Source organism: Alteromonas sp. ASW11-130, from assembly GCF_026183735.1.
In the GTDB taxonomy this organism is placed as follows: domain Bacteria; phylum Pseudomonadota; class Gammaproteobacteria; order Enterobacterales; family Alteromonadaceae; genus Alteromonas.
Map to the genome: position 1 here is coordinate 147,630 of NZ_JAPFRE010000005.1, position 13,393 is coordinate 161,022.

General features: G+C 45.9%; 7 protein-coding genes. 2 read left to right on the forward strand and 5 right to left on the reverse strand.

Translation table 11 applies throughout. The features are described 5' to 3' along the window. Positions 1-181: 181 nt before the first annotated feature. Positions 182-991, reverse strand: a complete 810-nt coding sequence (locus tag OPS28_RS01635; protein ID WP_265607676.1) for a hypothetical protein — start codon at positions 989-991, stop codon at positions 182-184. 221 nt (positions 992-1,212) lie between these two features. On the opposite strand from OPS28_RS01635, the gene OPS28_RS01640 reads away from it, so the two are divergent. Beyond that, positions 1,213-2,778: a sodium:solute symporter family transporter gene (locus tag OPS28_RS01640; protein ID WP_265607677.1), complete on the forward strand. Its 1,566-nt coding sequence runs from the start codon at positions 1,213-1,215 to the stop codon at positions 2,776-2,778. 3 nt (positions 2,779-2,781) lie between these two features. Here the strand turns inward: OPS28_RS01640 and OPS28_RS01645 are convergent, their stop codons facing one another. Further along, positions 2,782-5,892 (reverse strand): efflux RND transporter permease subunit, encoded by a 3,111-nt coding sequence (locus OPS28_RS01645; protein ID WP_265607678.1) that lies wholly within the window; start codon positions 5,890-5,892, stop codon positions 2,782-2,784. A 2-nt stretch (positions 5,893-5,894) separates the two neighbouring features. Further along, entirely contained in the window at positions 5,895-6,953 is a 1,059-nt protein-coding gene (locus OPS28_RS01650; RefSeq protein WP_265607679.1) for an efflux RND transporter periplasmic adaptor subunit, read from the reverse strand. Between the two features lie 244 nt (positions 6,954-7,197). Here OPS28_RS01650 and OPS28_RS01655 point away from each other — a divergent pair, with 244 nt between their 5' ends. Then, complete coding sequence (locus OPS28_RS01655; protein ID WP_265607680.1) at positions 7,198-8,952, forward strand: acyl-CoA dehydrogenase family protein; 1,755 nt, start codon at positions 7,198-7,200, stop codon at positions 8,950-8,952. Between the two features lie 65 nt (positions 8,953-9,017). Here OPS28_RS01655 and OPS28_RS01660 read toward each other — a convergent pair whose 3' ends face one another. Next, positions 9,018-12,545: an ExeM/NucH family extracellular endonuclease gene (locus tag OPS28_RS01660; RefSeq protein WP_265607681.1), complete on the reverse strand. Its 3,528-nt coding sequence runs from the start codon at positions 12,543-12,545 to the stop codon at positions 9,018-9,020. Positions 12,546-12,859: 314 nt separating this feature from the next. Beyond that, positions 12,860-13,384: a DUF3016 domain-containing protein gene (locus OPS28_RS01665; protein ID WP_265607682.1), complete on the reverse strand. Its 525-nt coding sequence runs from the start codon at positions 13,382-13,384 to the stop codon at positions 12,860-12,862. Between the last annotated feature and the right edge of the window lie 9 nt (positions 13,385-13,393).

Below are 13,393 nucleotides of genomic sequence, written 5' to 3' on the forward strand. Positions count from 1 at the left end.
TAGCAAATTTGTCAGTTTAGGTCGAAAATTTCATCAAAAAAGAGAAAGGCAGGATAAAACCTTAGGCGACTCCTAAGGAACAGAGACAATTGGATATACAATACGAGAGCCTAACTTCGACAACTGCGCTGAAAGATTAACACCGTCGCCCCACAAAGTAACGGCACATTAGTTCTGTATGTCAGGCCGCTTGACTGCTACGTCTATGCATCACTAATGGCAGCCTAATCTTTATTATATAAATAATAAGCACCGCCAAAGGAAAGAAACCGAAAGCGACGGGTAAGATACTGGTTTCAAACCAGGTGGGAAACACCTGTGTTTGTCCAAAAAACAATGAACCTGATGCGATAAAAAATGACATACACAGTCGCCATAGGTGACGACTGATTCTGGCCTTCGCAGTAAGTGTTTTCCTTACTAGTACATTTATTTCACCTATGAGCGCTAGCCCACCAGCCACAATGAATAGAACGTAAGCCTGTGGGGGAGAACCGTCGAAAGAACCATTAGGACTTTGCTGTGCTAAATACATAAACAGCCCTCCCATTGTAGTAATGATAGCCGCTACGCCCAGCCCGATTTTTTCCCCATAACCCGCGACAAAGTGTTTGCGCCGTGCAGCTGTAACGCCCGTGATAAGAAGATAAAGTGCCAATACACTGGCTACAAAATTGGTACTTTGCTGTGAATCTAAAAAGGGTGCGACAAACGCCGCTATTAGGTAACAAACGGCCATGGAAACAACAAATACTCGCCCTGCTAAACGATGAAAATGTCCTCCCTTGACAGCAAGACTGGCTACCAATCCCGATAAAATCCCCAAAACCCCACCGCCTATGTGACCATATAACATGACTGAGGCCCCAAAATGAAAAAGCCAGTGAGAATTTGGATCCGCGACAAGGTTGTTTGCATTGGCCTCTGTCGGTAGCAATAATGTAAGGAAAATAGAGGCAATCAGCGAATAGCGTGACGAAGTGACATTCATGGGAAGATACCTCAATAAAGGTTGTTAAGAGGAGATTATATTCCCTTAGTGGCTCGGTAAAGCCGTAAACTGTTGCCAAATATGTCGTTATTCGAAAAACTTACCAATATCTGCTATTTCTAAATACGTGCAACCCGCACTTTGATCGTATATCACATTTGCATTCTTGGAATCACGGTCATGCCAGATTCAACTAATTTTAATCAATAGAAGAGCGTTTAATGTCTATACTCGACTACGTAATTGTTTCAAGTTACTTAATTGGCCTTCTGTTACTCGGGTTTTTCTTACGCCATCAACATAACAAACAAGATTACTTTTTAGGCAGTCGCAGTCTTAGTTGGCCCGCGCTCACGCTTTCCGTAATGGCAACCCAACTCTCCGCTGTAAGTTTCATCTCTGCTCCTGCTTTTGTTGGATTACGTGACGGGGGCGGCTTAATCTGGCTTTCTTATGAGTTAGCACTGCCTATTGCTGTTGCGCTTCTGCTTTGGAAGCTTATGCCCACGCTACATCGCATAGGTGTGGTTAGCGTTTATGATTTTCTGGAGCAACGATTTTCCCGTTTCACCCGCTTGCTGATCAGTGCCGTGTTCCAATTTAGCCGTTCGTTTGCGACCGCCATTATGATTTATGCGGTATCTATTCTGCTGCAAAGTACCATGGGGATTGGACAGTATTTTTCTCTACTGGCTATCGGCATCATTACTTTAATCTACTCTGCTATGGGCGGGATGAAAGCGGTGGTGTATGGCGATGCTATCCAGATGGTACTAATAGTCGCGGGGGCATGCGTATGTCTATGGGTAGGCCTTGGTGCAGTCGGCGGGTGGAACGTCGTTTTCGACACGATTTCAGCTGCACGACTTCAAGCGGTGAATGTATCGACATTTGGTATGCATGGGAATGATTTTGGTCTGCTTCCTATGTTGTTTGGTGGCGTTATTTTGTATGCATCATATTATGGCTGCGACCAATCTGAGGCTCAACGCTCGCTTTCTAACAAGTCAGTGGGTGACCTAAGAAAGATGTTATTCGCGGTGGCAGTCCTGCGTTTCCCCATTGTCCTTATTTACTGCTTAGCGGGCCTGGTGGTGGGATCATTGGTCATGACCAATGCCGACTTACGCCAGCAAATTCCCATCGATAACCCTGACTGGATGATGCCTATTTTTATTGTCCAATATTTACCTAATGGTGTTCTTGGCTTGTTGGTTGTTGCTATTATGGCGGCTGCTATGTCTTCCCTTAGTTCTGCCATAAACAGTCTAGCCGCCGTTACCACAGAAGATATTCAACGTGTTCGCAAGAAACGTTTAAACGATAATCAATACCTCAACCTCGCGCGATTTGCGGGTATTTGCTGGGGGGGTATTACACTTACACTTTCGCTGTATGCAGGGGATATCGCACCCACAATAATAGAAGCTATCAACAAAATCGGTTCGGTATTTTATGGGCCCGTCCTGGCAACATTCTTACTCGGTGTACACAGTAGACGGGTGAATGCCAAAGGAGTAAATACCGGTTTATTGGTCGGTGTCGCCGTTAATTTGAGCTTGTGGCTGAGTGAGAGCGACGTTTTCTGGTTCTGGTGGAATGTTACGGGCTTTGCAGTATGTGTTGTCACCGCGCTGTCGATTTCTCAGCTTTCGCAATCTGAACGAGTAAATGTTGTAACAACAAAAGGTTTGTCAGCTTTGGAAGGACTTTTGTTGGTAAGCTGGACAGCGATATTGATTGCTTTCTGTTTATCACTGCCCACTTTGTTTACTTTCCTACCCTAACTGCTAATGCATTTCACCCTTTTTGTATGGGATTTCGTCATTTAGCTTTGCAACCCGCTTCGTTCGCTCTAACGGTGAGCCGGTCTTCCTCGCCAACCACGCATACGCTGTTGGGATAACGTATAGTGTCATAAAAGCTGACACTAACACGCCCGCAAAAATCACGATACCGATAACCATACGGCTTTCTGACCCGGGGCCTGAAGCTAAAACCAACGGCAGTGCACTAAATACTGTAGTAAAGCCCGTCATCACGATAGGGCGTAAACGCTGGGTTGCAGCCCGCTTGAGGGCTTCTTCAAATTCGAAGCCTGAGTCACGTAACTGATTGGCAAACTCAACAATCAATATCCCATTTTTAGCCGCCAGTCCGATTAACATAACCAGCCCTATTTGACTGTAAATATTGATCGTCATTCCAGCAATATCTAATCCAATAAACGCACCTAACAATGCTAATGGTACGGTTAACATGATCACCAACGGATGAATCCAACTTTCGAATTGAGCCGCCAGCACCAAATATGTAACCGCTAATGCCAAAATAAATACGAAAATAAAAGAGTTGCCAGCTTCCTGATAAAGCTGCGACTCGCCTTTATAATCTATAGAGACAGCATCAGGTAATTCCGTCTCAACAATATTTTCTAAATAAGCTAGCGCTTCACCTACTGTGTATCCCGGAGCCAGATTTGCATCTATGGTGATGGCCCGCATCCGATTGTATCGGTTTAATTGCGCCGACGTAGCTTGTTCAGTAAAGGACACGAGATTATCCATTGCAATTAATTCACCGGTTCTTTGCGAGCGTACGTACAAATTGTCGATACTTTGCGGACTACGATAATCTTCTTCGATGCCTTCCATGATCACATAATATTCTTCTCCGCGATCCAGATAAGTCGACACCCTCCGCTGGCCCAACATAACTTCAAGAGTACGACCAATATCACTCACCGACACACCTAAATCTGCGGCGCGGTCCCGATTAATTTTAACTAAAAGCTGGGGCGACGTTTCTTTATAGTCAGAATCCATACGCACCAGATTAGGATTTTCGCTGGCTTTTTCCATTACCGTATCACGCCAGCTAACCAGATTTTCGTAAGTATCCCCTTGAAGTACAAACTGCACAGGTCTCCCAAATCCCCTACCGCCTAGAGAACTACGCATAATGGCAAAAGCGCGCACATCCGGAAGCTCGTTAAGCTTTGCACTAATTTCCTCCATCAATTCAAACGTGCTGTAATCGCGTTCATCCCAGGGGGCTGCGCCGACAATAGCAATACCTGCACTTCCCCCAAAACCTGGCGTGCGAACTAATAGCCGGCTGATTTTCCCCTCGTCCCGGTAAGGCATGAGGATCGCTTCCAATTGCCGTAAATTTTCAGCATTACTTTCAAAACTGGCGCCTTCCTGTGATTGCATGAGAATGAAAAAATTACCCCTATCTTCCTTCGGTACAAACTCCTCAGGGATACGCTCAGATAGCTTCAAGATTGTAAGCACTGCCCCAATTAGTAATAACGTCATGATGATAGGTTGGTGAAGTGTTTTCTTTAAACTATTGAAATAACTACGCTCAATACCAGCGAACCGCTTGTCTACCCACGCGCCAAAGCCGCCCGTTCGCGTGCGCTTGGTCAATAGCTTTGATGCCAACATAGGCGCGAGCGTAAGTGCCGTAAAACTGGAGAATACCACTGCTCCGGCAATCGCTAAGGCGAATTCGGTAAACAAACGTCCAATGTTACCTTCCAAAAATACCAATGGTACAAACACCGACACCAATACTAGAGTGGTAGCGATGACGGCAAAGCCGACTTCTTTCGCCCCCCGATACGCTGCTAATATAGGGGGTTCCCCCATCTCAATTCGACGATAAATGTTTTCCAGCACCACTATCGCATCATCCACAACTAATCCAATTGCCAATACCATCGCCAGCAAAGTAAGTAAATTTATGGAAAACCCTAATGCGAACATTACGGTAAACGCAGAAATCAACGAAATGGGCACTGTTAAAGCCGGGATAAGTGTGGCTCTGACATTCCCCAGAAATAAATAAATTACGATGACCACCATCGTGATAGCAATGCCAAGGGTGTTGTATACTTCATCGATTGACTCTTCGATAAATACTGAAGAATCGTAACTGGGTACAATAAATATATTATCAGGTAGCGTTGCTTCGATGAGCTCCATTTTCTCTCGTGCGGCCTTAGCTACGTCGAGGGTATTGGCTTTCGATTGTTTGACAATGCCTAGCCCTATCATATTGACGCCATCGCCTCGGAACTCTGTTTCATCATCTTCAGAGGTGAGTCGAACATCGGCTACTTCGCCTAACCTCACCAAATAACCATCACTGCCTACCGCCACCGTAATTTTAGCGAAATCATCGGGGGTCAAGTAGGTGCGCGCTACCCGCACTTCAAGATTTCTATCCAGGGATTCAATTTGACCTGCGGGCAATTCAATATTTTCAGAGCGAATGACCTGCTCGATATCGGTTACTGTTACGCCCCGCGCCGCCATTGCATTACGATCTAGTAACACTTTCATAGCATAGGTACGTCCCCCGCCGATGCGTACACGGGCAACGCCGTCGACAACCGATAAGCGGTCAACCAAGAAACGTTCGGCGTAATCTGTGAGTTCCATTACATCTAAGTTATCACTGCGAAGGTTGTACCACACGATAACGTCTTCATCTGAACTGGCTTTTGCGACTTCTGGCGGATCCGCTTGGTCGGGTAGATTATTCAGCGCTCGGCTTACTCTCTCTCGTACATCGTTTGCTGCGGCGTCTATATCACGTGAGAGTTTGAATTCGATCGTGATATCAGAACGGCCATTTCGGCTGGTTGATGTTACGTTTTTAATGCCTTCGATGCCACTGATACGATCTTCCAATAGCTGGGTGATACGGGTTTCGACTATATTAGCGGAGGCTCCTGCATAATTAGTGTTAATGGAAACAATTGGAGGGTCGATATCTGGATACTCGCGAAGCGACAATGAGGTAAAAGCGACAACTCCAAATATGACCAACAATAAATTGATAACCGAAGCGAAGACCGGGCGTTTCACTGATACATCAGAGAGCAACATAATTATTCTCCTGCCGTATCATTCAATATTCTTACTGCTGACTTATCGCGTACGCGAAGTGTGCCTTCTGTGACCACCCTTTCGCCAGCGCTCAGCCCTTTGATAATTTGTACTAGGCCTGGCCGTCTAACCCCAATCTTAACTTCCTGCTGGCGTACCTTTTCGCCGTCTACCACAAACACATATTGTTTGTCTTCAACAGGTACAAGGGCTTTTTCGGGTAGTACTAACGTATTTAGTACACGTTTTTGCAGCGTGATCTTAAGCAGCATTCCTGGCCGTAGTTTCCTATCCGCATTATCGACTAATGCTCTTACCTGAACTGAACGAGAGACAGGATCGACCCGCGTTCCTACGGTGCTGATTTCCCCCTCAAAAGTTTCGCTCGGATACGCCGAAGAAAGTGCTACCACTGTCTGCCCTTTTGCTAACGACGCTAAATGGGCTTCAGCCACACTAAAATCGACTTTGATGATACTGGTATCGTCTAGGGTAGTGATTACGTCACCCGGTTGGACCAACGCCCCGTTGCTAACTTGCCGTAAACCCAATAATCCTGAAAATGGGGCTTTAATTGCCAGTTCATTTAACTGCGCGTTCGCTACGTCCAGTTGCGCTTGTAGTGTCTGTACCTTCGCTTTTTGCTCACCTAATAATTGTTCTGAAGCCGAACTGGATTTGGCCAAATTTTTTACCCTCACCAATTGGCGTTCTGCTTCAGCAATATTTGCTTCTAGCTCCTTAATTCGAGCAAGTTCTTCGCTATTATTAAGCTGAACTAAAAGTTGGCCTGCTTCAATAACGTCGCCATCCTCGAAGTTAATATTCTGAATAACTTCGGTTCTAGGCGAAGTAATGGTGATCGATTCTCTTGCTTTTGCTGTGCCCAATGCTTCTACTGTTATTGGGAACGCTTGTTCCTGAACGACCGCGACTTTAACAGGCGTGGCCGAGGCTGATTTTCTTTGTTGTTCGCCTGTGGTAGGAAGATATAAATATGCCAACAGTCCCGCTAGAAGCACAACAGCAATAACAAGTGGGGAGAACACCAAACGGGACATGACCAATTCCTAATTAGATTAAATGAGTGAAAATAGCGAAGGCTCAACATTTTACGTTAGTAAGAGCGCTTACAGTTTACACTTATCGCTATTTTTATCCGTTTTACCGTAACCTGTCGGGCGATTTCAATGAGTGGAAGCACTATTACTCTGCACAATTTTTTCGCTCTCCTATACTCCTGAGTAACGATTTATGGCTATAATACGAAAAATTTAAACGGTCGTTTGAAAATAGGAGTTTTCCATGCCTTCATATCATGCCCCCCTCGCTGACTTCCAGTTTCTTTTGCGAGACTGGCTGAAATTAGACAAGCATTATCAGGAAACCGGTTTGTCGGATTTTGATTTTGAGCTTGCCAACGAAATTGTCGCCCAAGGCGCTAAATTTGCCACTGATGTCGTCGCTCCGCTTAATCGCCCCGGCGATGAGGAAGGGTGTAAGCTAAAAGACGGCATGGTCACGACCCCTCAAGGCTTTGCCTCAGCTTATAAGGAATATGTAGCCAACGGGTGGAATGCCATGTTAGGCCCAGAAGAATTTGAAGGGCAGGCACTGCCTTATACTATCGCAGTACCCGTGCATGAAATGCTTAATTCAGCTAACCTGAGTTGGCGGTTAACCACCATGCTCACTGAAAGTACTGTGCTTGCAATGTGTAAACATGCGTCAGAAGAACTTCAGCAGCAATACTTAGCCAAGCTGGTAACCGGAGAATGGACCGGCACCATGAACCTTACCGAACCCCATGCAGGAACTGACTTAGCTCTACTTAACACCAAAGCAGAACCCCAAGACGATGGCTCCTACTCCATAACGGGTAATAAGATTTTTATCACCGGCGGCGATCACGACTGGACAGATAACGTTATTCATATGGTGCTTGCCCGTTTGCCTGATGCACCTAAGGGTGTAAAAGGGATAAGTTTATTCCTCGTACCTAAATTTCTATTGGATGATCACGGTAACCCAGCAACCGCCAACTCACTTTCAGTGGGGAGTATTGAGCATAAGATGGGTATCAAAGCCAGCCCGACGTGTGTAATGAACTACGACGGCGCAAAGGGCTTTTTGGTGGGCGAACCACATCAGGGTTTAGCTTGTATGTTTACAATGATGAACGATGCTCGCTTTCAGGTAGGCCTTCAGGGATTGGGGGCTGCCGAAGCTTCATATCAAGGCGCGTTGGCGTACGCGCGTGAACGCCTTCAGTCTCGAGCTCCACAGGGGATTCAGCAACCCAATGAAAAAGCCGACCCGATAATTTTCCAGCCCGATGTGGCGCGCATGTTGTTAACCCAAAAGTCGTTGACAGAAGGTTGTCGAGCACTGTCTTTATTCTACGCAAAGTATATGGACAGAGAACGAGCTAATCATGAAGATCAGCAAGCAGCAGACGTATTACAGTTTCTAACCCCTATCTGTAAGGCATTTATGACCGATATGGGTCTTGAAGTTTCGAGTCTGGGTATTCAGGTACTGGGCGGCCACGGCTATATCCGTGAGTGGGGTATGGAACAATTGATGCGTGATGTGCGGATTGCAATGTTATATGAAGGCACAAATGGTATACAGGCGCTGGATTTGATCGGGCGCAAACTTACCCGTGATGGCGGCAAAATGCTGCAATCAACCTACTCTGCATTCGCAGAGCTGGTGAACGATATACACGACGGTGAGCACCAATCAAGAGCGCAGGCATTGCTTGATGACTGGCGAGCAAGTTCAGCGGACTGCTTGGGAATGGACGCAAAGGATGTTGCTGCCGCCGCATGTGATTATCTGGCGTTCTCAGCGTATTCACTACTAGGCGTATTATGGTATAGCATAGCTGATTCGGCTAATCGTACGGATAATAAAGTAATGGCTGAGTCGAAACGTAAAACGTGTGCTTTCTATGAAGCTCGCATATTACCCCGGCGCGATGCACACCGTATCGCATTTAAAGCTGGAGCAGATGCGATTTTAGCCGTTGCTGGTAGCGAGTTTGACTATCTATAAATAAAAAAACCCTGCTTAAGAGCAGGGTATATTAAACAACAGATATGGGGCGTATGCCCCATTTTTTATGGTCTGCGGCAACGTCTCAGTGTGCAGAGACTACGTAGCAAGTTGATGTCTCTAAGATCGAGTTTTCCGTCCATATTCAAGTCGTATTCAGGTTGAACATTCCGGCGGAAGACAACTGCAAGCACTAATTTGCGCAAGTCATCGAAATCAACATCACCATCCATATCAAAATCGCCTGTCATTACTGCTTCAGGCAAACTGAACGTGGCGATTACTGGATCATGGTCTGACGCGCGATAAACCAGCGTATTTAGCCAATCAACCGGTTTCCTCTCTTCATTGTAATCAAACGCTACAGATTCGTCAGTATTGATGTGCCACTCAGTAGCATCAAGTAGCCATGCCTGCGCTTCGTTGTTAGCCATAAGATAATCTAACGTACCAGCTTCACCAAAGAATGTGTAGCTATACGCTGTATCACCAATGATCAAGCGAGCCGCATCAACGTAACCGGAATCTGCAAGGAAGCGAATAGGATCTTCCATTCCATAGCTATTTAGATCACCCATTAACATCACTGGAGTATGTGGGAACTCTTCTGCTAGCCACATACTGACGCCTTGAGCAGCACGAGTACGTGTCAGGTTACAGTTGCCCTGGCCCGTTGCATTATCGTCATCACCTGCTCCACAGCGTGAGCCTTTAGACTTGAAGTGGTTCACATCTACCACAAATTCCTGACCACTTTCGGTGTGTTTGAACAACTGTGCCACTGAAGGACGATTGCGCGATGTATCAAATAACACGCCGTTTTCATCGGTTGGGCTATTGGCTTGTGTGAGCACCTTCGCGGCTTCGACTGGTTCAACTTCAGCCGGCTTATAGATAATCCCTACGGTAATCTGGTCGGTACCCACAGGGCCGCCTAAATCAACAAAGTCATACACGCTTGCACCGTAATCAGCGTTGAGTGCATCCACTAACTGAGCAATGGCACTGTTAGGACCAAAACCGTCATTTTCGATTTCCATTAAGCCTACAATGTCGGCATCAATACGAACAATTGCATTAACAATTTTACTCAACTGACGCTGATATTCACTGATTGAGTCGGCACCACGAGAAGTAGGGAAACCTGAACCTTCACCATCACCATTAAACAGGTTCAATACGTTAAAGCTAGCCAGCTTAAGGTTCCCTTCTGCAATTACCGGATTAGCTTCGCGTGGATTGGTGTCAATCAAGTCAGGATTTTGCGAAACCCGAATACGATAAGCACCAAAGTCATGGTCAACTATCCCCGTTACCCGTGTAATTGTTTGTCCAGCTCGAACCGGGTTAGTTGGACCGAATCCACCAGCGGGCAAATACAGGTCAGCATTTGAGCCGTTGGCCAAATCATCAACTAAAATTTGGTTTAGCTGGTTAGCATTTGCTTGGGCGATGGCGGCCTCGCTGCCGGGTAAATGATTTTGTGTTGGATTATATAGACGCTCTGGGGAAGCCACTAACTCACCAAAACGGTTGTAATTATAATTGCTGGAGATAATCCATTCCTGCTCAGAAGTGACTAACATTCCTTCAAACGCTTCAAAGCTAGTGGCAGATGCCTTCGGTAAGCTAACGTGTGTGGGCATAATAGCGGCATCACCACAAATTGTATGAGCGATTACATTGGTTAACTGCGTTTTATCGTAAAACTCTTCAGCGGTTGCTGCTAGGCGAATAACCTCACCTTCACTGACGCTATCAACTAATGTGGGCGCATGGACAAAAATGCCTTCTGATGTAGCTGCATTATTATCGTCATCAGTACTTTCTTCCTGAATAAAAAAGCCGCTCATGTTAGGAGCACGCACCGTTATCACTGCTTCTGCAACCACGTCGCTATTTGGCATTGTGGTAGCCAATCCATTACCTTGAATAGCACTTATCAATGTTGCAGGCGTACCACACTGTCCTAATTCGACGGGGGTATCCCCCCCATTGTCGTTGCCACCACACTCTGTTTCGTCGATGGCTGAAAAGATTTGACCATTATTAATTAAGCCAGCACTTTCCGCCGCAGGTTCTTGCCTAGTAAATGAGCAGCGCTTATTACCTTGGCCAGTACGTTGTAATGAAAAACCAACAGGAGTGCTACTAGACTCACTCACTATCACGTCTTCGCTAGTCATCCCCGCTGCGGGGCCCGATTCTGCCGTCATTGTGCCCTCATAACTGATGAACTCAATAACGTCTTCACCAGCAACAAGCGCAATGCCATCAGGGGCGCCATTTTGTATACCTGGGTGAGTAACCACCACAGTACCGAAACCATTTTGTTGTTCAGGAATGCTTCCTGACAAGCTAAGCGTCTGATAAGGCGCGTTGTTATTGCCGTTGTATAGCACTATTGTGATAGTCGAAAGATCGGTACCCGCCGGGCCAGCTATTTCGATCATCTCGCCAACATCAGTGTTTACATTGTCGTAATGAAACTCATTGATAAAAAGAGCACTAAAATCAGCGTCATTGCCGCCTGCTCCACCATCACCACCGTCATTTCCATTACCAAAAATCTGGTTTACGTTCACCGCATTGGCTGTGGACGCGTTGCTGGTTTGCCAGGTAAATTCCGCATAACTGGTTCCCTGCCCCCCTAATTGAAGCGAATAACCTACAGGGGAGCTGTATGCTTCTGATACCAGAATATCGGTACTTTCAATACCTGCAGCTGTCCCGTCTGAAGCCGTAAACTGGCCTTCATAACTTAAAAACTGCACTATCTCACCTTCGGGCGAAATAAGCGCCACCCCATCAGGACTGCCATTTTGTATACCGCTTTTCTCGAAGGCAATGGTTCCCATTCCACCTTGTTGGTCGGTGATAACGCCTGTTAACGGTTCCGTTGCATAAAGGCTCCCGCCGTTACCGTTGTAAAATTCAAGGCTATAACCACTTAAGTCGGTCCCAGCGCGCGCGGCAATTTCAACAAACTCATCCACATCACTACCAGCATTGTCGTAATGAAGCTCATTAATAAATGGTACCGAATCCGTTAAGAAGGTCTGGTCAGTATTCGTGGCATCTTGTGTGTTACTGTCTGTAATTTGCCAAGTGAAGTCAGCATAAACTTTCCCTCCTCCACTAAGCTGAAGTGAGCTACCTACGGCGGTAGACGATTCTTGCGCCACCCCAATATTTTCACTGGCTAACCCAGCAGCAGGCCCGTCGTTAGCCGTAAACTCGCCTTCATAACTTAAAAACTGAATTACCCTGCCAGTGCCGTCCACCAAAGCAATCCCATCGGGGGAACCGTTTTGAATGCCGTTAGTGGGATAAGTTACCGAATAGCTACCGTAGCCATTGCCGAGGTTCGCGACCGGCCCTAGGGTGGTGGTATTGTAAGTAAGCCCATTTGAACCATTGTAGAGTACAAGTGAGTAGTTACTTAGGTCAGTGTTCTCGGGTGCAACCACTTCGATAAATTCACCTGTATCGGTGTCGAGGTTATCGTAATGGAGCTCATTTATGAAGATATCGGTTGCGAGTGTTGGCGCGCTTGCCATTGCCAATAGCAATGCAGGATATTTAATTTTCATTGTAATTAACCTGTTTTCCCAATTCTGCTGATGGGTGAGTGTAGAGGATGTACAAAGGTACCTGTACTTTGTGACAGTTTTTTTATCTTAGGTCAAATGATATACAACAATAGATTTTTGCAGAAAACGAGCTATAAAAAGGAGAAATACACGGCCAAAAGCAAGGCAAATTCAACGCGTTGTAAAATATCCTGACATCAATATTACGGCGTAGATTAAGTAAGCAATCAGAAATTAAGGGGGAAAGCTATATAGCTGTCCAATGCCAGTGTTAAAAAATCTGACATTCGACGGTTGATTTTGTAAAAAGGAGTTTACAGACTAGCCGAAAGTTCTGGCTTAAATTCGTTGTTAAACCACTCCTTTAGCATATGTTTTTCGTAACCTAGGGGTTTGTCTTTTATTATCGACGAGACGCCGTCCATAAAACTCATGTCTTTGAGTTTGACCTCGGCTTCTTTCACTAATGCGCCTGTTTCATCTATAAGGGAATAACTGAACGTCATACGAGGAATGTATACCCGTTTAACTAACCTGACATCGGCTCCAGTATTGCCAAATCCAACAAAACTTGCCGGCCATACTTCTCCGGCTAAATCTAAATCAGTTACGGTTACCGCCAATTTTTGTTGGGGGGGCAGTTCTGAAGCTAGCTGCGTCAGAAAATCTTCGAGCGCCGTTGATGTGCGCTCTCTAAAGCGGTTTAGATTCTCATTAACTGGCTTAACATCTGTGAAATCCTCAGGGGCAACCCAGTTAACATTTAGTTCTGCAGCATAAACCGGCGAAATTCCCAGTATGGCAATTACTGGAATGGATCTCAAAAGAAGATTACGCATATTCAGGCC